Consider the following 23,717-nt stretch of genomic DNA (forward strand, 5'->3'; position numbering starts at 1 on the left):
TCGCCTTACATCTTTCTTATTTAAATTCACTATAGTATTAATTTAACAAGGACTTAATATCATGAAAAACTCTTTATTATGGTTTACAACTTCGACATGGCTAATTTTAAGTAGCACGGCTTACGCTCAGTCTCATACTGATGCAACTTTGCCACCTATTTCTCTGCCTATCACACGCATTGCGGCAGAACATATCCCCTTGCAATACACCTCTTCGGGTCTAACATACAAAGTACTGAAAAGCGGAACAGGACAACGTCCTCGTGCTCACAATGAAGTAGAAGTGCGTTTTGTTTCCTACGATACCACAGGTCAAGTTAACGATGGCACATTGAATAATGTCCCCGTAATTTTACCTATTTCTGCCATGTTTGAGGGATTGCGCGAGGGCTTGATGTTGATGCCAGCAGGTAGCGTGTACGAATTGTACATTCCTGCCCATTTGGGTTATCGTGAGGAAGGGCAAGCGCGTTCCAAGGCGATAACTTATCGCATTGAATTATTAAATATTCTCCCTTAATACAAACTCGAGATAAAAAATCTACAATTTCTATATAAATTTCCTGCGAAATTAATATAGATTTGGATACTTGTATCCAATAAAAGTCAGAAAATGTCGCCTACCAGAATCCCACCTATTTCTCAGGCTAAAACCTTTGCAAACCCCCAGATTTGAGCACAGTTCAAAGCGATAGTATCGCAAAACGCCGCAGACATATCATATAGATAGGCAAGCGTTTGAGAAACGCATCGCGCAGAAATGTGCCAAAGATGGGGATTTTGCAAAGGTTTCAGGCTGCCTATTCTTATTAGTTGTTTCAAGTACAAATAGTACAGCATTACCAACGCCCTTATGCACGTTAGATGTACACGACAGACATTGTCGCTTTGTTCGTGTTAATTTGAAATAACTATATTTTGCAGGAATGCTAATTTGTAAATGCAGGTTCTAAAATTTAATCCGCTTTCTAAATTTATAAGAAAAGCAGCCTGAAATCTTTTTTTCTATTAAAATACGCACTTTTTTAACATAAATCAAGGAAACTTCAAAATGGCTAATCAATCAGGTAAAAAAATTGTCGTCATCGGCACAGGGGCGGTGGGAATCAGTTACGCGTTTGCGGTACTGAACCAAGCTTTGTGTGATGAGTTGGTACTTATTGATTTAAATGAAAAAAGAGTTCAGGCCGAAGCGCGTGATATGCGACATGGCATATTGTATGCACCATCGCCCATGAAAGTGAAAAACGGAAATTACAGCGATTGTGCTGATGCCGACATCGTATGTATTTGCGCGGGCGTGGCACAAAAAGAAGGCGAAACACGCTTGGATTTGATTGACCGCAATTTAGCTGTATTTAAAAATGTGGTTTCACAAGTGATGCAAAATGGTTTTAACGGCATTTTCTTGGTAGCAACCAATCCTGTAGATGTATTAAGCTATGCAACTTGGCGTTTTTCGGGTTTGCCAAAAGAGCGCGTGATTGGTTCAGGCACGATTTTGGATACGGCGCGTTTGTGTAATTGCTTGGGCAAAGCATTTGATGTATCGCCATGCAGCGTAGATGCACACATGATAGGCGAACATGGCGATAGCGTGATTGCAGCATGGAGTACAGCAAACATTGCAGGTGTGCCGCTTAAAGAAGCATTAGAAAAATTGGGCGATGGCGAAGCGCGTATGGCAGAATTCCATGAAAGTGTCCGCAGCGCAGCTTATTCTATTATTGAGGGCAAAGGTGCAACTTATTATGGCATCGCTATGGGTTTGGCAGGCATTACGCAGGCAATTTTGCGCAATCAACAGGTTGTTTTGACGGTATCGGCATTGTTGGAGGGCGAATATGGCGAGCATGATGTGTATATTGGCACACCAGCCGTATTGAACGGTACAGGTATTGCGCGTGTGATTGCAAAACCTTTGGACGCAGACGAGCAAGCTAAATTTACGCATTCCGCTAATATCTTGCGTGAATATCAGAAAAAAGTCGCGGATTATTTGTAATTTACAAAGGGATTTTCAGGCAGCCTGAATGTTAAGGCTGCCTGAAAGCCTATATAGGGTATTATGTACGGATTGTGTGGCAAGAAAAGGTGTTATTTGTACTTCATTAAAATTTCATCACGTTTTTGAGTCGTAATCAAAATACCTAATACATCATACGCAGCTTCCAACAACATTCCATTTGTGAGCATTTGAATTTCTTGAATAAAGTCATTGACCATCGCAGGGTCATTTGGGAACAAATTGTGTAAATATGTTTGATATAGTGGATTCACTAAATCAGGACAAGGCGACAACGACTGCCGTGTACACATAGTATAGTCGCTTAAAATTAAAAATACTACTGCGTTGCCCACGCCCTTATGTACTAGATGTACACGGCGGGCGTGGTCGCCTTGTCCTATTTTTATTTTAAGCGACTATACATAAGGGAGCTGGCAACGCTGTACTGGTTTAGTGAATTTACTATACATATTGCATAAAAAGTATGACTGAAAACATCATCATAAAATGAAGGAAAAACATGAATATCTTAGTCATCAACGGACCTAATCTCAATTTATTAGGTTTGCGCGAACCACATATTTATGGCGCAGAAACCTTATCTGACGTATGTACCAAATTGGACACCATTGCGGCAGAATCAGGCGTGATGCTGCATCATTTTCAAAGCAATCACGAAGGCGCGATTGTGGACAAAATCTACGAAGCGCGTGGCAAAACCGATGCAATTATCATCAATGCAGGCGCGTACACCCACACCAGCGTGGCGATTCGGGACGCGCTGTCGGGCGTGGCAATTCCATTTGTAGAAGTGCATATTTCCAATGTTCATGCGCGTGAATCGTTCCGCCATCATTCCTATTTGTCCGACAAAGCAGTGGGTGTGATTGTGGGATTGGGAACTTATGGTTATGAAGCGGCATTGCGTTTTTGTATGCGCCATATTCAGCAAAAGGCAGCCTGAAAATGCATGATTTCTTTTTTCAGGCTGCCTGAAAGCGCGTATAATTCGCGCCGTTTATCCATCTTCTCCAAGAAAGGCAATATCATGAGTCAAACCAAATACAAACGCGTGTTGTTGAAATTATCAGGCGAATCGCTGATGGGTAACGACCCATTCGGCATCAACCGCGAAACCATTATGAAAATTGTGGGGCAGGTAAAAGAAATTGTGGATTTGGGCGTACAAGTTGGCATCGTTGTGGGCGGCGGCAATATTTTTCGTGGCGTATCTACACAAGCGGGCAGCATGGACAGAGCCACCGCCGATTACATGGGCATGATGGCAACTGTGATGAATGCTTTGGCATTGAAAGATGCGTTTGAAAGTTTGGGTGCAAAAGCGCGTGTGCAATCGGCATTGTCTATGCAGCAAATCGCTGAAACCTACGCTCGCCCGAAAGCGATTCAATATTTGGAAGAAGGCAAAATCGTGATTTTCGCAGCAGGTACGGGCAATCCATTTTTCACAACGGATACGGCTGCGGCATTGCGTGGCGCAGAAATGGGCTGCGAAATCATGATGAAAGCCACCAATGTGGACGGCGTGTACACCGCTGACCCGAAAAAAGACCCTTCCGCCACACGCTATAAACAAGTTACTTTTGACGAAGCGATTCAGAAAAAACTGAAAGTGATGGACACCACTGCGTTTGCCTTGTGCCAAGAACGTAATTTGAATATTGTCGTATTCAGTATTCACAAAAAAGGCGCATTGAAAAACGTGATTTTGGGCGAAGATGAAGGTACTTTGGTACGCAATTAAAATCATGCATACAAAAGGCAGCCTGAAACTTTTTTCAGGCTGCTTTTTATAGTGGATTCACTAAATCAGGACAAGGCGACAGCGACCGCCGTGTACACCTAGTACATAAGGGAGCTGGCAACGCTGTACTGGTTTAGTAAATTCACTATAATTGGTTTAAATAAAAATTAAGACAAAGCAACCATAACCGCCGTGTACACATCGTACATAAGAGGGCTAGTAATCCAACATTATTTTAAACAACTATAATTCACTAAAAAGGCACATTATGTCGCATCACAAACACGCTAAAAACCATCCGGCCACCGAAGCCATGCAAGAATGGCTCGCTGCTGATGTAGCTTTACCAAAAACACACCCAGCTGTCAGCATTTATGGCAGCGCACGCATTCCCAGCAACCATTCTGATTATCAACAAGCAGAACAACTGGCACGAAAATTGTCTGATGCAGGTTTTGCTGTTATTTCAGGCGGAGGGCCTGGCATTATGGAAGCCGCCAATAAGGGTGCATTTGCAGGCGCAAGCCAAGCGGTTGGTTTGAATATTGTTTTGCCACACGAGCAGCATCCCAATCCTTATCAAAATCTATCGCTTAAATTTCAACATTTTACTTCGAGAAAAACCGCATTTGTGCAACATTCCGCCGCATTTATCGTGTTTGCTGGTGGTTTTGGCACATTAGATGAATTATTTGAAACGCTGGTGTTGATTCAAACAGGAAAATTACCGATGCGCCCTGTGATTTTAGTTGGACGAACATTTTGGCAAGGTTTGCTAGATTGGATAGAAGAACAACTGGTGGCGCGTAATTTGATTGCCAGTGGCGATATGAATTTATTGCAAATTATTGATGATGCAGATGAAATTGTACGCGTGATACAAAATAGCATGAAGGCAGCCTGAAAACTCGTAGGTTGAATACAAGTATTCGACCTACAGTTTAGGGTCTTGCAAAGGTTTCAGCCAGTTAAAATATAGTCGTTTAAAATAGAAATTAAGACAAGACAATAGTGACTGTCGTGTACACCCAGTACATAAGAGAGCTGGCAACGCTGTACTGGTTTAAATTGAATTCACTATATTTTAAACGACTATACAAATAAGACAAGGGGCTAATGACACCGCTATGCTGGCATTAGCTCCTAGTATTTAGGCACTCATTCCGTCCAACCGCCACCCAATGCTTTATACAATCCTACCAAGGCTTGCGCGCGTGCCAGTTGCGATTGTACTAATTGTTCCTGCGCTTGGGCATCGCTGATGCGAGCGCGTAAAGCATCGTCCAATGTTTTGTTGCCGTATTGGAATAATCGTTGTGCATCGCTGGCTTGTTTGGCTGTTTGACGTTGCGCTTGGGTCAGCCAATCATTTTGGCGCGATAAGGCAGCCTGAATATGGTACGCGTTGTCCACATCTGCCAGCGCTTGCAGCAAATTTTTATCGTATTCCAACAATGCGGTTTTCAATCGCGCATCTGCCGCATCAATATTGGCTTGAATGCGCCCGTTGGTAAACAAGGGAACCTGTATGCCCACGCTCAATAAACTCGCCCAGCCTTTGAGCGCGTCATCGCCACTAATCCCAATTCGTCCACCCTGTCCCAAAAAATTAATGGAAAAACGTGGCAACAAATCCGCTTTTGCGCTGGCAACTTGTGCCGCTCGCGCTTGTACCGCCGCCGCTCGCGCACGCAAATCAGGACGGCGATTGATGACATCTTGTGGCGCATCGGCAATCGGCGCGGCGGCTGGATTTGCCAATACATTCACAGAGCTTTCAGGCAGCCTGAAACTTTGTGGCACATCGCCAATTAACACCGCAATCGCACGAACGTGTTGTGCATATTGCGCGTGCAAAGTTGCGGCTTGACCGCGCATCGCCGTTAAATTGCTTTGCGCTTGATTCACTTCATACGCGCTAACGTGTCCCGCCCGAAAACGTCCTTGCGTGTATTGCACCAATCGTTCCAGCGCAGCAATGCTTTGTGCGGTAGATTTTTGTTGCGCTTGCAAGGCGCGTGCGTGGAAATAATGCTCGGCAATATCGCCCGACAGCAAAACTTGTGCACCATAAAATTGTTGTTGCTGGCTTAACGCGGCTGCGGTTGCGGCATCACGGTCGCTGCGTTTGCCACCAAAAATATCGGGTTCCCACGATGCACTGATGCCTGCAAATGCGCTGTTGCCTTTAATATCCACATCATTTTGCGTGAATGGCGCGGTCATTGGCATGGCGGCAAGTGGCGTATTGGCGAGCGGATTGTCCACCGCGCCGCGTGTTGCGCCAATATTACCTGTTAAGCCCACTTGTGCGCCCAAATCGGCTTGGGCTAATCGGGCTTGGGCGCGTGCTTCGTCCAAACGACTTTGTGCGATTTGAATATCGGGACTGGTTTGCAAGCCACGTTCAATCAGTTGATTTAACACAGGGTCGTGCCAGTTTTGCCACCATTGGGCGAGATTAGTTGCTTGTGCATTGGCATCGGCTTGCGAAAAACTTTCGGGCAAATTGATTTGGCTGGATGTATCCACCGTTGTGGATTGGCACGCGGATAGGGCAAATGCAAGTAATAGGCAGCCTGAAAAAGTGTGGAATGTTAATTTCATGATGATTATCTTGTATTTAAATAGAAATTTGTACAAAACAATGTTTCAGGCTGCCTTTTATACTGTTTTGCGTGTATGCCACCACATTCCCCAAATCACCAGCGTAATCACGCTAAATGTGATTGCACTCCACACAGGTAGGGAAATACCAAATAAATAATGGATTTCGCCACAACGCCCTGTGCCGCGAATCAAGGGTTCGTATAAATCAAACAAGGGTGCGCCACGCAAACGAAATGTCCATGGTGCGCCACAATCGGGTTGTTGGAGTGGTGGCAAACTTTGCAGCCATGTTTGTTTCACGGCAATATACAAACCGAATAATGTTGGCACGCTCAACAAAATCGCGGCAAGGGTGCGCCCGCCCAATTTTCGCAACGGCAAGCATAAACACAGTAGCGAAATCAGCGCAATAAACACCAGCGCCATGCGTTGTTGAATACACATCACGCATGGATTCATTTTCAGCACATATTGCGAAAACAGGGAAACTAGCGTGCCGCCAATCCCCATAATCAGCGTGGCAAGTACGGTTAAGCGATAATGTGGCAAAGCGAGTAATTTTTGGATGATAGTCATATTTGTCCTTTCTATATCAGGCAGCCTGAAAAATTAAATCCCTAATTCTTTCAAGGTATCCCAACCAAATTTACCAATTAATATCACGAGTAAGCACATAAATCCAACTCGCAAAAATTTCGTGCCACCGCGTATGGCAATGTATGACCCGACAAATCCACCTGCGAAATTGGCAAGAGCAAGTGGAATCGCCCAATGCCACATAATGTGTCCGTTGGGTACAAAAAAACTCAATGCGGCGAGATTGGTTACAACATTGATGATTTTAGCAGATGCGGTTGCGAGTAAAAAATCAAAGGCGAAAATCCGTACAAACGCAAATGCAAGCAAACTGCCTGTTCCTGGCCCAAAAATACCATCATAAAAGCCAATCGCGGTGCAAGTGAACAAACCAAGATAGTGTTCTTTGCGAGACAAAGTGGTTTCTCGAATATGCTGACCAAAGTCTTTTTTGTTGAATGTATAGACAAACATGGCAGCCATAATCACAAGCATAACTGGTTTCATATAATGTACAGGCACATTTGCTGCCAGTTTTGCGCCTAGAAACGATGCAATAAATGCCAATAATGCGGCAATACTCAACATTTTCCATGGCAAAGTGCGCCGTGTACGCCATGCGTATTGGCTGGCTGCTACTGTTGTGCCAATACAGGAGGAAAATTTATTGGTACCTAAAATGGCTGGTAGAGCTGCATTGGGCAGCAGAGTAAACAAAGACGGTAGTTGCAATAATCCACCACCGCCTACTGCCGCATCCATCAATCCTGCAGCAAAACCAGTCAATATGAGTAAAATCAGCGTTGTATCCATGATTATATTGGCTCCTTTTGTAGACTATGATAAATATTATGATGCGACAACATATTTTTTGAGACCAGTTTATGCAGCCTGAAATATAAAAAATATGATTATGCACCCATTTAATTACATCATGCAAAAAAGCAGCCTGAATTAGATGAATTGGAATAATTGAAACTTTTACAAAATCCATTCAGGCTGCCTATTTCTTTTGCTACAATGTGTTATCTCAACCACCTGCAAAGGGCATTATCATGCGTCATACACAAAAACGGATTGGTTTAGCGGTTATTGCTGCGATGTTGGCGGCGTGTGGGCAAGTATCTGCACCATCTATTTCTGCAAACGAAAGAACAGTATCTGCTGCCCCTATGCCAACAGAATCTTACGCAGAAGTCGTATACGAAGCAAAAATGGTTGCACAACCACAAGTTATGCTTACACGACCTGTTATGCTCAATATGCAGCCTGAAAATACAGAAAAATATGGTCAAATTGACCCCAATCCTGTTCACGCAGTCGCACAATCGCCCATTTCCACATTCAGCGTAGATGTGGACACAGGCAGCTACGCCAATGTGCGCCGTTTCTTAAACAAAGACAATCGTTTGCCGCCTACTAATGCGGTACGCATAGAAGAATTGATTAATTATTTTGACTACGATGATGCACAACCACGCGATAACAAACCCTTTGCCGTGCATACCGAAGTGGCTGATTCGCCATGGAAAACCGATGCCAAACTGATTCGCATCGGCATCAAAGCACAAGACATCGCCACCAAACAACTACCACCAGCCAATCTCGTTTTCTTGGTAGACGTTTCAGGCAGCATGAATAGTGAAGACAAATTACCACTCGTCAAACAAACCCTGCATTTATTAACCGAGCGATTGCGTCCACAAGATAAAGTTACTTTAATTACTTATGCAAGTGGCGAAAAATTACTGTTATCTGCTACATCTGATAAAGAAAAAATCATTGCAGCGGTAGATAGTTTGCAAGCCAATGGTGCGACACACGGCGAACAAGCCATTCAAATGGCGTATCGTGAAGCACAAAAACACTTTATCAAAAACGGCATCAACCGCATTTTGCTGGCGACCGATGGCGATTTTAACGTTGGCATCACCGATTTTAACGCGCTAAAAGATTTGGCTGCCGAAAAACGCAAATCGGGCGTATCGCTGACGACATTGGGTTACGGCACAGGCAATTACAATGAGCATTTGATGGAACAACTGGCAGACACGGGCGATGGCAATTACAGCTACATTGACAATATCAAAGAAGCACAAAAAGTATTGCAACGCCAATTATCGTCCACGCTGGCAACGGTCGCGCAAGATGTGAAAATCCAAGTGGAATTCAATCCTGCCACCGTGCAAGAATACCGTTTGGTCGGCTATGAAAATCGTATGTTGAAACAAGAAGATTTCAATAACGACAAAGTGGACGCGGGCGATATTGGCGCAGGACACAGCGTAACCGCCATTTATGAAATTGTGCCAACGGGTAAACAAGGTTGGTTGGATAAATCGCGTTATCAAGATGCGCCCAAAGTTTCAGGTAGCCTGAAAGAATACGGTTTTGTGAAATTGCGTTACAAAAAACCGAATACGCCCAATAGTTTATTGATTGAACAGCCGATTGCGGTGGGCAGCAAACCTTTGGCACGCGCCAGCAATAATATGCAATGGGCGGTGGCGGTGGCTTCCTACGGTCAGCAACTGCAAGGCGGCAAATACAATGGCAATATGACGTGGGCAGATATGCTGAAATTGGCGCAAAACAACGCCAAACCTGACCCATACGGTCTGCGCGAAGAATTTATCTCTCTGCTGCAAAAAGCACAAAGTTTGAGTAGCCAAGCGAAATAAATGATTGGTTTTAGAGATACAAAATTTGTCAGACTCAAAAATCTGACCTACTGTTATCCTGTTTTCAGGCTGCCTTTGTATAGTCGCTTAAAATTAAAAATACTACTGCGTTGCCCACACCCTTATGTACTAGATGTACACGGCGGGCGTGGTCGCCTTGTCCTATTTTTATTTTAAGCGACTATAACAAAAGGCAGCCTGAAAATATTAGCACGCGTATAATTCGCACATTGAAAAAATAAACGCAGGCATAAATCATGCAAATTTTAACCATACTCGGCAGCACAGGCAGCATTGGCGTTTCCACTTTGGACGTGATTTCACGCCACCCCGACAAATTTTCGGTTTTCGCATTGGCAGGACATTCACAAGTGGACAAATTGGCAGAGCAATGCCATCAGTTTCAGCCACGCTATGCGGTGGTTGCTGATGAACAACGCGCCCAAGCATTGCGCTCATTATTAGGCAGCCTGAAAACCGAAATTTTGTTTGGCGAACAAGCCTTAATTGACGTGGCGACTGCCAGCGAAGTAACAGGCGTTATGTGTGCGATTGTGGGTGCGGCAGGTTTACCATCGGCGTTGGCGGCGGCACAATCGGGCAAAACAATTTATTTGGCAAACAAGGAAACACTGGTGGTTTCAGGCAGCTTGTTTATGGAAACGGCGCGACAACACGGCGCAAAAGTGTTGCCCATTGACAGCGAACACAATGCGATTTTCCAAGTGTTGCCCCAAAATTATTCAGGCAGCCTGAAAAAACATGGCATTCATTCCATTATTTTGACAGCGAGTGGTGGCTCGTTTTTGCATACAGATTTGGCGGATTTGCCCAATATCACGCCCACACAAGCCATTAAACACCCAAATTGGTCTATGGGACAGAAAATTTCCGTAGATTCATCTACCATGATGAACAAAGGCTTGGAATTGATTGAAGCGCATTGGTTATTTAACTGCCCACCTGAACAATTGGAAGTGGTGATTCATCCGCAATCCATTATTCACAGTATGGTGCGTTACGCGGATGGCAGCGTGTTGGCTCAAATGGGTAATCCTGATATGCGTACACCGATTGCCTATTGTTTGGGGCTGCCTGAACGGATAGATTCGGGCGTGGGCGCATTGGATTTCAGCAAAATTGCTGCGTTGACGTTTCAAGAACCTGATTTTGCGCGTTATCCTTGTTTGAAATTGGCGTATGACGCAATGTATGCGGGTGGTTCTGCGCCATGCGTGTTGAATGCGGCAAATGAAGTAGCGGTGGCGGCGTTTTTGCGTGGGCAAATTCGGTTTACGGATATTGCTCGGGTGGTGGAACACAGTTTGGCGAAACACGTTTCAGGCAGCCTGAACAGTATTGATGATTTATTGGCTTTGGATAAACAAATTCGGGCGGAAGCAGAACAGTTTGCAGGCAGCCTGAAATCTTTATAAAACGCAAAATTATGAGTCGGATTTTTTGAATCCAACAAATCTTATATAGTCGGTTAAAGTAAACACAGACAAAACGATAGCGACTGCCGTGTACAAATCAGCATATAAAGGAGCTGGCAACTCGGTTTAAAATTAAAATAATACAGCGTTACCAGCTCCCTTATTCATTTTCACAAAAACGCTACTTATTTTGCGCTTGCACCATTTGCCATGCCATTTCCACCGCCGTTTTCAGGCTGCCTGAATGCGCTTTGCCTGTGCCAGCCAAATCCAACGCCGTGCCATGGTCCACCGATGTACGGATAAACGGCAGCCCCAGCGTAATATTCACGCCGCCGCCAAAACTGGCATATTTCAACACAGGCAAACCTTGGTCGTGATACGCTGCCAAAATCGCATCGGCGTGTTGCAAATAATGTGGCTGAAACAAAGTATCCGCTGGCAAAGGGTCGCTAATCTGAATGCCTTGTTCACGCAATTTTGTCGCCGTTGGTTGCATGATTTCCAATTCTTCACGTCCCAAATGTCCGCTTTCTCCCGCGTGCGGATTCAATCCTGCCAACAAAATTTTGGGCGACTGAATACCAAATTTCTTTTTTAAATCATCATGTAAAATTTTTGCCACGCTGCTGATTAATTCGGGCGTGATGGCATCAGCCACATCGCGCAAAGGCAAATGGGTCGTCAGCAACGCCACGCGCATTCCGCCACCTGCCAACATCATAACTACTTGTTTGGTGTCAGATTGTGCCGCCAAATATTCCGTATGCCCGCTAAAATACAAACGCTCGCCAAAATAATCGTTTATCACACCTTTGTGAATGGGCGCGGTTACCATTGCCGCAAACTCGCCATACGCGATACCTGCCATTGCTTTATCCAATAATTCAAGTACATAAGGCGAATTTTGTGGATTCAGTTGCCCTACGACACAGGTTTCACGCAAAGGAATATGCAACACGTCCAATGTGTTTTTTTCAGGCTGCCTTGTGGCATCAAATGCGCGGATTTTGACCGATTTTTGTAATAATTGCGCTCGTTGTTGCAGCAAAGATTGGTCGCCCAGCACCACGATGCGACAGGGTAAATCCATGGTGGCTAAATCTAGGCAGATGTCTGCGCCAATGCCAGCGGGTTCGCCTGCGGTAATGGCTAATATTTTTTGATTGGTTTGCATAATTGTTCTCGGGTAAGGCAGCCTGAAAATGTTTTTCAGGCTGCCTATTCATTTAAAAATGTACCATTTTGCAGAAAATAAGCGACTTGTTTTGCGACTTTTTCGCTAAATAACAAGCCAGTATGTCCGCATGGCACAACAAGCTGTACACTTTCGGGTAATTGTGTTTCTGCCAGCGCAACTGTGCCATCATTTGGCTCGGGTAGTGCCAACAATAATCGCCCTAATCCTGTGCCCAAATTGCCTGCGATATTGCCGCAAGGAACGGGAAAGGGTTGCGGTGGTAAATCGCCGTCCAGCGCGTTTTGCCATGAATCGCCCAATAATCCAGCGTGAATATGATGCACGCGTTTGGCTGCGGCGCTGCCTTGATGTGGCGAACCCAATGTTACCACTCGTGCTTGCATCAATTCGGGCGCAATGTCTGCCAAATGGCGCAACAAAAGTCCGCCCAAACTGTGCGCGACAAAATGGCAGGGCGATAAATTTTCGCGGCGCACAAAATCAGCAAGCGCGTGGGCGTGTTGGCGTAAAGATTGGTGTGTGGTGGTGTAGGCAAAATAGTGTGGTGTAAAACCGTGTGCGGCAAGGCGTGTGCCGAGCGGTTTCATAATCAGCGGGGAAGTGTAGAGTCCGTGTAGGAGAATGACTTGTTTGCTGTTCATGGCGGTAAAAAGGGGAATGTGATGGGGGAAGTATAAATGAATTATGATGTGTGTGTTTATTTTGATAAAAAGGCAGCCTGAAACTTTTACAATACTCATTCAGGCTGCCTTTCAGTATACGACAATTTTTAATTTGACCAACCATCTGTCCCCTCCCCCGTCTTAAACGGGGGAGGGCTAGGGTGGGGGGAATCTGTGGAACAACTTAATTATTGTTTTGAAAATTAAAGAGCCACCCCCACCTTAACCCTCCCCCGCCAGCGTGGGAGGGAACAGGTTTCAGCCTGAAACTTTTACAAGACTCATTCAGGCTGCCTGAAAAAATTCAACTCATCAATTTCATACATAATGTCTTAATGCAAATCACGCTGACCAAACGTACCAATCAAATTCTGTTGTTCATCCAACGCAACAAATACTCCTTGATATTTTCCCATTACACCAAACACATACAATTTACCATGCTGTTTTTCTAAATCAGCTAATGCCTGTTTATCTTCATCGTACACCATAGTTTGTCGTACCATTTTGTCAGCATTTTTCAAGTCAGCCAAATTTAATTTAGCATGATGCGTTGTACTGTTACGTTTATGAATTGTAGCAATCGGCACATCAGCCAACTGACCAAACTCATGCAAATTTTCAGGCAATACAAATTGTTCTTTACTAATTTCTCGCTGAGTTACGGTTACTGCCATACCATAATCGTAAAAAGCAATCAAACGTGGGTGTTCTTGATACATAGTATGCAAACCATAAATCAAAGCCACAACTTGCACCATTCCTGCAATAGTAAAATCACCCACTTTTTCGCGTTTAGATTTAGCAGAATGGTAAACCAACAATGTAATCAATGGACCTAAAACCAAATCTACACCCGCAACTAAACGCAAACCATACCACACGCCATTTAATTCAAAATGGAAATTAGGGTACAACACCCAAGTAATCCAAGCCAATACCAGCAAAAACACCAGTACAGAACATACAAAATGAATAAAAGCTGCCTTCATTTTGGAAACAATAACCGATTTATCAATTGGGTAGGATTTTTTCATTATCCATCACTCCTAAAAACAATTCTTAAACGACTATAACCATATAAAAATACCTAAACTTTAAGAACCTGTGCTCTCAAGATTTCTGGATTAATTTCATTGACAATTCTTGCAAATACAAAGCGATTATTTAAATCACCGCAGTAAGCGCATGAAGTGGCGATAAAAGCAAGCTATTAAGTTATGAACACAGGTTATAAGAATAGCAAACATATTTAACTGGTATAGAATTTGCTACAAATCAACATCGCTGCATTTTTTCAGGCAGCCATACTTTTTGATTTTACCTCGTATTAAACAAGATAACCAATACAAACCCAATAATGAAAGTATAAAAAAATGATTCCACACAAAATTCAACAACAAGGTTTTACTCTGATTGAACTGATGATAGTTATTGCCATTATTGGCATATTGGCAGCGATTGCGTTGCCAATGTATCAAGATTACGTTGCCAAAGCACAAATCACGCGCGTGTTTTATGAAGTAAGCAGCACACGCAGCGCAATAGAAGATATTATCGGCAACGGCAACACACCTACTACAGACCCAGAATTAGACAGTCAAGCAGATGGCAAAGGGGGATACTATGTGAATATTGAACTAAATGCCAAAAATGGTTCAGGTGGAAAAGCAAAATCTAATTTGATTTATAAAGCCATAATTTACAACGATCCACAAGGCAATTTTTTGAATGTAACCGCGGAATTCAGCGACAATGCCTATACTGCTATTAAAGGTTTGAAATTAAGCATGACACTCAACGAAACAGAATGGAAATGCACAGTTAATAATGCTTTAATTGGCAACAGCTGGAAAGACAAATTTTTGCCAGCAGGCTGTGTCATTAATAACAGCATTCCTGCGGGTTAAAAGCACAAGTCAAACGCGGTTCATAGGGGCAGATTTCATATCCGCCCCTTTTCTGTGTTCGGATATAGTCGTAAAAGTGAAAATGTAATACAAGGCGGTGAGCCAACGCCGTAGTACTTTTTCAATTCTACGACTATAGCACTATCAGCTTCCTTATGTGCTTACTTGTATATGGCGGTCACTGTCATCTTATCTTCTTTTTATTCCAACGACCTATAAAATCAAACCATCAATCTTGTGAATACAGGTTCTAAACTTATTTAATTTTAAAATGTACCCAGCTAACAGATGTCCAATTCAAATGATGATGAATAGGCTTTAATGTCCCCATGATAGGTGGCATATGATCGCCCACAATAATCACTTCCACGCCTTTCATAGCAGGGTCGTCAATCAATTTGGCAAAATCATCGAAAAATTGCGTTTCTAATCGCATATTATTGCAAATATCGCCTTCAGGAAGCTGATATTTTGCACAATTTAAGCGTGGATTGCGCATGTCTTCTGTAGCATAAGGCACATGAGCAGTGAGCGTAAGCCAATAGAAAAAGGTTTTACCGTTAGGATTATCGGCAAAAGCTTGACGAACATAAGGTAATAATTCGCTATCACAAATGCCATTAAAAGCATAGCAACGTTTTTCAGACGGCATTTTTTCAGGAAACCATGTTTTGTCAAAACCTGCTTTTTCATACCAGCTATTGCGGTCATACAATAAACTACTAGCACCATGCATCGCGATGGTTTGATAACCTAATTTTTTTAACTGATTGGGAAAACAATCAGCATATTTTTCAGACGGCACATTGCGCAAAGCATAGCCACCTCGGGTATCTAAACGACATAATTCGCGCAATTCTCCTTGAACAGTTGAGCCTGTTGTGGTTAGCTTGCCATCGTGCAAAAATTCTAATTGATTTTGTTTGTCGTAAATTTTTTGTAAAGTAGCACGTTGTACTTCAGGATTAACAGGATAACCCCATGATTCAGCAATAATGAGTAGCAGTTTATCTGATTGCGGTTGCATAAATTTAAAGCGAGCAGCATCATACTCAGCAGGAATTAAATCTGGTACTTCTTGGGCAGCTTGGAAAAATCCTTTATACATTTGTCTTTCAAATAAAAAAACTTGGCTATTGCCAAAATAATGATTGCCCATGCCAAAAAGGTCAGGATGTTTTTTTGTTTCATCAACATATTTTGCAAAACGCATATCATAGCTAATCGCTAGCAACAATAAATATAATGCAATTGTTAAGCCTGTTTTTACATATTGACTGGATTTCCACATTACCGCGGGCATTACCAAAGCGTAAACTGCACCAGCAACAACAATGATGATGTATCTTAATGGTGCGTTCACAATAAAAGGTGCTAAATAGCTGATTGCTGCTAAATCCATGAAAGGAAAAATTTGCATAGTCAGCATAACAATATCAAATAATAAGAAAAATAAAAATAAAGCAACGGCGATGAATTTAATGAAAGGAGATGAAACCAACATTAATATCGTTGGGAAAGCATAATCCCAGTTGATTAATGGGCGAGAAATTCCCAAAGAAAGAGCAGTAATATCCAAAAAGATATTAGGCAATAAAATAAACATTAAAGCTTTGCCAATATCTCGCCATGAATAATACAAGAAAGCAGGTATTTTAAAATCAGCTGTTAATATATTTTTCATTGATAATTCCTTGAAATAAGGCAGCCTGAAAATAATATTTCAGGCTGCTATCAGAGATATGATGTTTTATTTAATTTTAAAATGCAACCAGCTTACTTCATTCCAGCGTAAATGCTGACGAGTATCTTCACCGTCTAAAATAGGAGGCATATGGTCGCCTACAATAATCACTTCAACTCCTTTCATTTCAGGGCGAGCAATCAGGGTAGCAACTGAATCCATTAATTGAACGTTGAGTTTACTGTTTCTACACATTTCTCCTGCTGGATTAAGACCATATTGTTCGCATTGAAATCGGGTAGTTTTAATATCTTCCGCATAATAAGTATTATGAGCACTTAACGTAAGCCAATAATAAAAAATTTTTTGATTGGTATGCGCCGAAAAAGTTTTCATGATTTGATTAGGCATTTCCCAATCGCAGATACCATTAAATGCGGTGCAGCGTGTTAGTCCACTCATTCCATCACCAAACTGAATATGTTGAAATCCTGCTTTAGGATACCAATCCACACGTTCATAAAGCTGTCCATTGGTGTTATGCAATGCAAAAGTCTGATAGTTTTGTGCTTTTAAAACATTGGGTAAACAAGTAGAAAATTGATTTTTCTCCAAGAGATTCAGGGCAAAACCCGTATCAATTCTTAATTGGCACAATTCTCGTATTTCACCTTGCACAGTCGCGCCCGAAAAATCAAAATATCCAGCATGAATAAATTCCAATAAATTTTCTTGTTGATAAATATTTTTTAAAATATCTTTTTGCATAGAATCTTTACGAGCACTCCCCCAAGATTCAGCTACGATGTATAAAATTTTATCAGAATTCGGTTGCAAAAGACGCCGTGAAGCAGTTTCTTTATTTGCAGGATAAGGAGATAAGGTGGGCATTTTTTGGCTGAAAATGGCAAAATTGCTTTTACTAACTTTTTTATAAAAACCAAATTGGCTGGAAACCCAACTTAATCCCAAATCTTTATCAACCACAGAGAACATCATAAAAATTGCGATGGCAGCAGTTGCTAACCAAGGATTTTGCCATTTGGCTATTTTTTTCATGAAAATGGGTAATATTAGTGCATAAGCCAAAAAAACGAATGTAGTAATTTGATAAATTTTCGGTGCAATACTGAAAAAAGGTAACAAATAACGAAGAGAACTTAAATCAATAAAGGGAAAAAAATAAATAGTAAACATGATGGCATCAAAAAATACAGCCAACCAAAAAATAATGACGCCTAAAATTTTAGTTATTCTAAACGGTAGCAGAAAACAAATCATGGCAATCAGATAATCCACGTTGAATATCGTGCGTTGCCCGATGGTAAACCATGTTAATAGCCAAAATAGGATATTAGGCAAAATGAGGCACAATGCCAAAGCCCCCCATTGCTTACATGATGGGCGAGGTAATGAAAAATCGCGTTGAAACAAAGAAAAATTGAGCATGGTGTTATTTTAACCAAAATAAGGATACACCCAATTGCAATTTGGCAATTGGGTGTATGAACTTCTAGATTTATAGATTATTTATCTGAACAACCAGTAGGCATGAATTTAGCTTTCCAACCTTTACCTTGTACACCAGTAATAGTGCATTTCCATGCACCATCAGGAGTACGAGTCAATTTAATTTTGGTACCAGCGATACCTGAATTGGTGTTATCACCCATAGTACCTTCAATATGACCACCAGCTGCTGAAGACCAAGATTCTTTATTAGAAATTTCTGCGTCGCTCAACAAGTTAGAAGTAGGTTTAGCAGTAATACCGATAAATTCTTTACTAGCGCTTTGGTCAGTTGAAGTCAAGCTAGGTTCTTTGTTTTCAAACAAAGCTGCTTCAATTGCAGTTTTAACGCCAGACAATTCACCGTAAGCACGAGTAACTTGTGCTTTAGAAATGTAGTCTTGGTACATAGGCAATGCGATAGCAGCCAAAATACCGATAATTGCGATTACGATCATCAACTCGATTAATGTGAAACCTTTTTGCATAGTTTTCATGTTTTTTATCTCCAAGATAAGTAATTAATAACAGCACGTGGGATTAAGGAATGCGCTTACCTTAACGTGCTGTGAATATGAGGTAAGTGCGTTACATGTCTTGTATTGAGCACAGCAAATGCCAGCGAAAAATAAACTTTTAATACTTTGATTATAAAATACATTTTATTAATTTGACGTTTTGTGTCAGTGTCGAAAGTGATCGTTTTGGCAAATTTTGTTGTTTTTAGCTGACAGTTTTTGTCAGAATTATAATGTAACAGCAGCCTGAAACAGGTTTCGAGTTATGTAGTGGATTTAAATTGCATCCACTATATATAGTGAATTCAATTTAAACCAGTACAGCGTTACCAGCTCCCTTATGTACTAGGTGTACACGGCGGTCGCTGTCGCCTTGTCCTGATTTAAATTGAATCCACTATTAAAGATAATGTAAGTTGAAATCTTTGCAAAATCCAAAACAACAGGTCGGATTTTTGAATCTGACATCTCTTATATTTAACAACTATTTGTTTTGATTTAGAAATTGTCAGATACAAGCATCCGACCTACGAGTTTTCAGGCAGCTTTTCAATACACAACAATTTGTAGTCGGGCATAAAATAAATGCCTGACTATGGAAATCATTTTTTGTCACACACAAAAAGGCAGCCTGAAAAACTGCAAAATCAACGATTGATGGCTTTATCCGCAATATCCTTGCGGAACTGCATGCCGTCAAAATGAATGTGGCTCAACGCGGCATAGGCTTGCGCTTTGGCTTGCGCCACGCCATCGCCCAAACCCACCACGCACAACACGCGACCGCCATTGGTGATGACTTCGCCCTGCTCGTTCAAAGCCGTGCCAGCGTGGAACACTTTGCCCATTTCATTTGCTGCTTCCAAACCTGAAATCACATCGCCTTTTTTCGGCGTATCGGGGTACAGATGCGCCGCCAACACCACGCCTACCGCCGCTTGATTTGACCATTTGGCTTCGGTTTGGTGCAATTTTTTGTCCAAAGCTGCCTGAATCAAATCCACCAAATCGCTTTCCAAACGGCTCATAATTGGCTGCGTTTCGGGGTCGCCAAAACGGCAGTTGAACTCAATCGTGCGCGGTGCGCCAGTCGCGTCAATCATCAAACCTGCGTACAAAAATCCTGTAAATTCATTGCCTTCTGCTTTCATGCCACGCACGGTGGGCAAGATGATTTCATTCATCACACGCTCATGCACTTCGGGCGTAACCACAGGCGCTGGACTGTACGCGCCCATACCGCCTGTATTCAAACCCAAGTCATTGTCCAATAAGCGTTTGTGGTCTTGGCTGGTCGCCATTGGCAACACGTTGTCGCCGTCCACCATGACGATAAAGCTGGCTTCTTCACCCGACAAATAATCTTCAATCACGACACGGCTGCCTGCGTTGCCCATTTTGTTGCCGAGCAACATATCGTCAATCGCGGCGTGGGCTTCGTCCAAAGTCATGGCGACAATCACGCCTTTGCCAGCCGCCAAACCGTCTGCTTTGATGACAATCGGTGCGCCTTTTTGGTTCACATAATCATGGGCTTGCTCGGCATTTTCAAAGGTTTGATATTGCGCGGTGGGAATACCGTGTCGCGCCATAAACGCTTTGGCAAAATCTTTGGAGCTTTCCAACTGCGCGGCGGCTTTGGTGCAACCGAAAATCGGCAAACCTGCGGCGCGGAAATCGTCAACAATGCCCGCCGCGAGCGGTGCTTCGGGTCCAACCAATGTGAACGCGATTTGTTCATCGCGGCAAAATTGAATCAAATCATCGTGTTTTGTTAAAGAAATATTTTGTGTGTTTGGTTCATGCGCGGTGCCAGCATTGCCTGTCGCCACAAAAACGGTGGACACTTTGGGTGATTGCGCGAGTTTCCAAGCAAGGGCGTGTTCGCGTCCGCCATTGCCGATGACGAGTAATTTCATATTTTGGGCTTTCGTTTGTGGGTTAAAATAATGATATTTTAATGGAAAATGGGATTTCAGGCAGCCTGAAAAGCGAAATTGTACGTTTAAAAAATGTAACGGCAGGTGATTTTGCGGTGTTGATAAAACAGGCACGGATTATGCCCTTTGCCAACTCTGAAGCAATGCTCAAAGCCTTGCAAGCCGAATGCGCGATGAAAGAAGGTGCGAAAGGGACGATGGGGTTTGTGTGATGTGATTAGTGAATAAAATAGTTGTAGGTCGGATTCAAGAATCCGACCTACGCATGTTCAATGACACATTACGCAATTTTGCAACGTTCCACTTCTTTTTTGATGATTGGTGCGGTAAATTCCATCGCCTCTTGCTCGCTCATTGCATCCGTTTTGGCTTTCACTTTAATAAAAAACGGTTTCAATAAAGCAGCCGCAATTTCTTTTTTCTCATCAGCGGACGGTTCAACGAATGGAGGCAGATTTTCTGCGCCAATCTGTTTTAACATCATTTCATTGAATTTGCGTCCCGCATCGCTGGCGAAAAATGCATCGGCTTCTTGGATTTCGCTTTCACTCAAAATACCTTTGAAATAAGGTTCCAGCACGCTTAAATAACTCGGGTTGCTTTCCAAGCCCAACAAACACGCATTTTGCTCGGGGCTGACTTGAAATTCAGATTTGATTGCCGCAATCACAGTCACGCGACTGGCATTTACCTGAAATTCCATATAAGGGCTTTTAATCAGTAATTTCTCAATATCAGCAGGCATAGCATTGGTTTGTGGACTTGATGCGCTGCTAGCTGTTTGTGCTACTACAGATTTGGACTCGCTGGCTGCGGCGGTTTTTGACGATTCACTGGCTGATTGGTTGTTACAAGCACCCAATGCCAATGCAATAATTAATGCTAAACTTGATGATTTGAATGAATTATTCATACTTGTCTCTTTAAGTGATGGATAAATGAAAAAATTGATTTTGATATTATCTCAAATTAACAAAAAAAAAAACAACTTTTCTTTTATTTACATTTTTACTTTGCCGAATTTGCGTAGGTCAGATTCTTTGAGTATGACAAATTTGAGTGATGGATTGGAAAATGTCGGATACAAGGGTTGGTGCTTCACACACCATCATACCAAAATATAGTGAATTCAATTTAAACCAGTACAGCGTTGCCAGCTCCCTTATGTACTCGGTGTACACGGCGGTCGCTGTCGCCTTGTCCTGATTTAAATTGAATCCACTATAAATCAAAAACTTTCAGGCAGCCTGAAACTCAACTCTCCACATTTTCAGGCAAAAATCCGCCACTCTGGTGCGCCCACAATTTCGCGTACAAACCGCCTTTCGCCAACAATTCCGCGTGGCTGCCTTCTTCCACGATTTTGCCTTTGTCCAGCACAATCAATCTGTCCATCGCCGCAATCGTGGACAATCGGTGGGCAATCGCAATCACGGTTTTGCCGTCCATCATCTTGTCCAAACTTTGCTGAATGGCGGCTTCCACTTCGCTGTCCAATGCGCTGGTGGCTTCGTCCAACAACAAAATGGGCGCGTCTTTCAACATCACACGCGCAATGGCTATGCGTTGGCGTTGTCCGCCCGACAATTTCACGCCACGTTCGCCCACATGCGCGTCATAGCCTGTTCTGCCTTTCGCGTCCGATAATTGGGGAATGAAATCTGCGGCTTCCGCTTTTTGGGCAGCCTGAAACATTTCTTCATCGGTTGCATTCGGGCGACCATAAACAATATTGTCGCGCACGGAACGGTGCAGCAAACTCGTGTCCTGCGTTACCAAACCAATTTGGGCGCGTAAACTTTCCTGCGTGATGTGCGTGATGTCTTGACCGTCAATTTTAATCGTGCCGCTTTGCGCTTCGTAAAATCGCAACAGCAAATTCACAATCGTGGATTTGCCCGCGCCACTTCGCCCAATCAAGCCGACTTTTTCGCCTGCCTTAATATTCAAATTAAAGCCATTTAACAAAGGCTTACCGCTTTCATACGAAAAATCAATGTGTTCAAAACGGATTTCGCCTTGTTCCACTTTCAGGGGCAAGGCGGCGGGTTTGTCCAAAATCGTGTGTGGTTTGGACAGGGTTTTCATGCCATCGGTAACCGTGCCGATGTTTTCAAACAATGCCGCGCTTTCCCACATAATGTATTGCGATAAACCATTGATGCGGAATGACATCGTAATCGCCACCGCCACCGCACCAGCCGACACGCTGCCTGAATGCCACAACCACACACCAATCACGGCGGTGGACAAAGTCAAAAACGCATTCACGGCAAACGTGCAAGAATCCAGTAAAGTCGCCAAACGCATTTGTGCGTGTACGGTTACCATGAATTCTTCCATGCTTTCTTTGGCGTAACGCGCTTCGCGTGCGCCGTGCGAGAAAAGTTTCACGGTGGCGATGTTGGAATACGCGTCCGTAATGCGACCCGTCATCAGGCTGCGTGCGTCTGCTTGGCGTTGCGCGGTTTTGGCGAGTTTGGGAATTAAAATTCGCATGGTTAATGCAAACAAAGTTATCCACAATAAAAACGGCACGAGCAACCAGCCGTCCAATGCCACCAAAATCACACCTGTGCTGATGAAATACACCAACACATAAACCACCATGCCAACAATCGTCATCACGACTTCGCGTACCGCCAACGCGGTTTGCATGACTTTGGCGGACACGCGCCCAGCAAATTCATCTTGATAAAAACCCAGCGATTGCGCCAACATCAAACGATGAAAATTCCAACGCAAACGCATGGGAAACACGCCTTGCAAAGTCTGCAAGCGCACCAGCGAATTCACAAACCGCCAACCCACCGACAAAATCAACACCAAAGCCATGCCAAACAACGCCCAACCGTGTTCGCCAAAAAAGGTTTGTGGCGTGGACGCGCCAAGCCAATCCACAATTTTGCCCATAAATTGAAACAGCAAGGCTTCCAAAATGCCCATGCCTGCGGAAAAAATCGCCAACACCAAAATCCAGCCACGCAAACCGTCTATGCACGACCAGATAAAGGGGAAAAGCCCTTTGTTGGGCGTAACGGGTTGGCTATCGGGGTAGGGTTCAATGCGACTTTCAAACCATGTGAATATTTTTGCTAATTTTTGTTTCATTATCATCATTTCTGGATAAGTTTAGGCAGCCTTTCTGTACACAACAAAAATTTTCAGGCTGCCTGCAACCTGTTCCCTCCCACGCCGGCGGAGGAGGGAACAGGCT

22 protein-coding genes and 1 pseudogene are annotated in these 23,717 nt (G+C 43.1%); 9 read left to right on the forward strand and 14 right to left on the reverse strand.

Annotated features, from left to right (window positions below; translation table 11 throughout):
- Positions 1 to 61: 61 nt before the first annotated feature.
- Positions 62 to 520, forward strand: coding sequence for an FKBP-type peptidyl-prolyl cis-trans isomerase (locus MIS45_RS01070; protein WP_249450727.1), 459 nt, complete (start codon positions 62 to 64; stop codon positions 518 to 520).
- Between the two features lie 531 nt (positions 521 to 1,051).
- Positions 1,052 to 2,005, forward strand: a complete 954-nt coding sequence (locus MIS45_RS01075; protein WP_249442842.1) for an L-lactate dehydrogenase — start codon at positions 1,052 to 1,054, stop codon at positions 2,003 to 2,005.
- Positions 2,006 to 2,097: 92 nt separating this feature from the next.
- Here MIS45_RS01075 and MIS45_RS01080 read toward each other — a convergent pair whose 3' ends face one another.
- Complete coding sequence (locus MIS45_RS01080) at positions 2,098 to 2,319, reverse strand: hypothetical protein (RefSeq protein WP_249450728.1); 222 nt, start codon at positions 2,317 to 2,319, stop codon at positions 2,098 to 2,100.
- Positions 2,320 to 2,528: 209 nt separating this feature from the next.
- On the opposite strand from MIS45_RS01080, the gene aroQ reads away from it, so the two are divergent.
- From aroQ to MIS45_RS01095, 3 genes are all read left to right on the forward strand, one after another.
- Entirely contained in the window at positions 2,529 to 2,972 is a 444-nt protein-coding gene (gene aroQ / locus MIS45_RS01085; protein WP_249450729.1) for a type II 3-dehydroquinate dehydratase, read from the forward strand.
- An 81-nt stretch (positions 2,973 to 3,053) separates the two neighbouring features.
- Positions 3,054 to 3,773: a UMP kinase gene (gene pyrH / locus MIS45_RS01090; RefSeq protein ID WP_488153796.1), complete on the forward strand. Its 720-nt coding sequence runs from the start codon at positions 3,054 to 3,056 to the stop codon at positions 3,771 to 3,773.
- 313 nt (positions 3,774 to 4,086) lie between these two features.
- Positions 4,087 to 4,677 carry an LOG family protein gene (locus tag MIS45_RS01095; RefSeq protein ID WP_249451313.1) on the forward strand — a complete coding sequence of 197 codons (591 nt, stop codon included), beginning with the start codon at positions 4,087 to 4,089 and terminating at the stop codon, positions 4,675 to 4,677.
- 254 nt (positions 4,678 to 4,931) lie between these two features.
- Here the strand turns inward: MIS45_RS01095 and MIS45_RS01100 are convergent, their stop codons facing one another.
- From MIS45_RS01100 to MIS45_RS01110, 3 genes are read right to left on the reverse strand one after another with little or no spacing between them, the layout of a single operon-like run.
- On the reverse strand, positions 4,932 to 6,380 hold the full coding sequence (locus MIS45_RS01100; protein ID WP_249450730.1) for an efflux transporter outer membrane subunit: 1,449 nt from the start codon (positions 6,378 to 6,380) through the stop codon (positions 4,932 to 4,934).
- Between the two features lie 57 nt (positions 6,381 to 6,437).
- Complete coding sequence (locus tag MIS45_RS01105; RefSeq protein ID WP_249442831.1) at positions 6,438 to 6,959, reverse strand: disulfide bond formation protein B; 522 nt, start codon at positions 6,957 to 6,959, stop codon at positions 6,438 to 6,440.
- Between the two features lie 33 nt (positions 6,960 to 6,992).
- Positions 6,993 to 7,778 carry a sulfite exporter TauE/SafE family protein gene (locus tag MIS45_RS01110; protein WP_430472127.1) on the reverse strand — a complete coding sequence of 262 codons (786 nt, stop codon included), beginning with the start codon at positions 7,776 to 7,778 and terminating at the stop codon, positions 6,993 to 6,995.
- Between the two features lie 236 nt (positions 7,779 to 8,014).
- Between MIS45_RS01110 and MIS45_RS01115 the strand changes: the two genes are divergently transcribed.
- Positions 8,015 to 9,640 (forward strand): vWA domain-containing protein, encoded by a 1,626-nt coding sequence (locus tag MIS45_RS01115; protein WP_430472152.1) that lies wholly within the window; start codon positions 8,015 to 8,017, stop codon positions 9,638 to 9,640.
- 257 nt (positions 9,641 to 9,897) lie between these two features.
- Entirely contained in the window at positions 9,898 to 11,076 is a 1,179-nt protein-coding gene (gene ispC, locus MIS45_RS01120; RefSeq protein WP_249450731.1) for a 1-deoxy-D-xylulose-5-phosphate reductoisomerase, read from the forward strand.
- 181 nt (positions 11,077 to 11,257) lie between these two features.
- Here the strand turns inward: ispC and pdxA are convergent, their stop codons facing one another.
- The 3 genes from pdxA to MIS45_RS01135 all read right to left on the reverse strand — a co-directional run bounded on the left by pdxA (position 11,258) and on the right by MIS45_RS01135 (position 13,976).
- Positions 11,258 to 12,253 carry a 4-hydroxythreonine-4-phosphate dehydrogenase PdxA gene (gene pdxA / locus MIS45_RS01125; RefSeq protein WP_249450732.1) on the reverse strand — a complete coding sequence of 332 codons (996 nt, stop codon included), beginning with the start codon at positions 12,251 to 12,253 and terminating at the stop codon, positions 11,258 to 11,260.
- A 44-nt stretch (positions 12,254 to 12,297) separates the two neighbouring features.
- Positions 12,298 to 13,017 carry an esterase/lipase family protein gene (locus tag MIS45_RS01130; RefSeq protein WP_249450733.1) on the reverse strand — a complete coding sequence of 240 codons (720 nt, stop codon included), beginning with the start codon at positions 13,015 to 13,017 and terminating at the stop codon, positions 12,298 to 12,300.
- A 254-nt stretch (positions 13,018 to 13,271) separates the two neighbouring features.
- Positions 13,272 to 13,976: a hypothetical protein gene (locus tag MIS45_RS01135; protein ID WP_249450734.1), complete on the reverse strand. Its 705-nt coding sequence runs from the start codon at positions 13,974 to 13,976 to the stop codon at positions 13,272 to 13,274.
- A 339-nt stretch (positions 13,977 to 14,315) separates the two neighbouring features.
- Between MIS45_RS01135 and MIS45_RS01145 the strand changes: the two genes are divergently transcribed.
- Positions 14,316 to 14,849 (forward strand): pilin, encoded by a 534-nt coding sequence (locus MIS45_RS01145; protein ID WP_283397425.1) that lies wholly within the window; start codon positions 14,316 to 14,318, stop codon positions 14,847 to 14,849.
- A gap of 256 nt (positions 14,850 to 15,105) precedes the next feature.
- Here the strand turns inward: MIS45_RS01145 and MIS45_RS01150 are convergent, their stop codons facing one another.
- The 5 genes and pseudogenes from MIS45_RS01150 to purD all read right to left on the reverse strand — a co-directional run bounded on the left by MIS45_RS01150 (position 15,106) and on the right by purD (position 20,479).
- Positions 15,106 to 16,533, reverse strand: a complete 1,428-nt coding sequence (locus MIS45_RS01150; protein ID WP_249450735.1) for a sulfatase-like hydrolase/transferase — start codon at positions 16,531 to 16,533, stop codon at positions 15,106 to 15,108.
- A 66-nt stretch (positions 16,534 to 16,599) separates the two neighbouring features.
- Positions 16,600 to 17,832, reverse strand: a complete 1,233-nt coding sequence (locus MIS45_RS01155; RefSeq protein WP_249450736.1) for a sulfatase-like hydrolase/transferase — start codon at positions 17,830 to 17,832, stop codon at positions 16,600 to 16,602.
- A gap of 227 nt (positions 17,833 to 18,059) precedes the next feature.
- Positions 18,060 to 18,452 carry a pilin gene (locus MIS45_RS01160; protein WP_430472160.1) on the reverse strand — a complete coding sequence of 131 codons (393 nt, stop codon included), beginning with the start codon at positions 18,450 to 18,452 and terminating at the stop codon, positions 18,060 to 18,062.
- Positions 18,437 to 18,539 (reverse strand): annotated as a pseudogene (locus tag MIS45_RS11455) (prepilin-type N-terminal cleavage/methylation domain-containing protein); the annotation flags it as partial. The pseudogene MIS45_RS11455 and the gene MIS45_RS01160, both read right to left, overlap by 16 nt.
- Positions 18,540 to 19,207: 668 nt before the next feature.
- A complete protein-coding gene (gene purD / locus MIS45_RS01165) occupies positions 19,208 to 20,479 on the reverse strand; it encodes a phosphoribosylamine--glycine ligase (protein ID WP_249450738.1) in 1,272 nt (423 codons plus the stop codon).
- A gap of 41 nt (positions 20,480 to 20,520) precedes the next feature.
- On the opposite strand from purD, the gene MIS45_RS01170 reads away from it, so the two are divergent.
- Positions 20,521 to 20,712 (forward strand): hypothetical protein, encoded by a 192-nt coding sequence (locus MIS45_RS01170; protein ID WP_249450739.1) that lies wholly within the window; start codon positions 20,521 to 20,523, stop codon positions 20,710 to 20,712.
- Between the two features lie 68 nt (positions 20,713 to 20,780).
- Here MIS45_RS01170 and MIS45_RS01175 read toward each other — a convergent pair whose 3' ends face one another.
- Both MIS45_RS01175 and MIS45_RS01180 read right to left on the reverse strand, forming a co-directional pair.
- Positions 20,781 to 21,413: a hypothetical protein gene (locus MIS45_RS01175; protein WP_249450740.1), complete on the reverse strand. Its 633-nt coding sequence runs from the start codon at positions 21,411 to 21,413 to the stop codon at positions 20,781 to 20,783.
- Between the two features lie 341 nt (positions 21,414 to 21,754).
- Positions 21,755 to 23,611 carry an ABC transporter ATP-binding protein gene (locus tag MIS45_RS01180; protein ID WP_249450741.1) on the reverse strand — a complete coding sequence of 619 codons (1,857 nt, stop codon included), beginning with the start codon at positions 23,609 to 23,611 and terminating at the stop codon, positions 21,755 to 21,757.
- Positions 23,612 to 23,717 lie beyond the last annotated feature (106 nt).

The organism is Wielerella bovis (assembly GCF_022354465.1).
Taxonomy (GTDB): domain Bacteria; phylum Pseudomonadota; class Gammaproteobacteria; order Burkholderiales; family Neisseriaceae; genus Wielerella; species Wielerella bovis.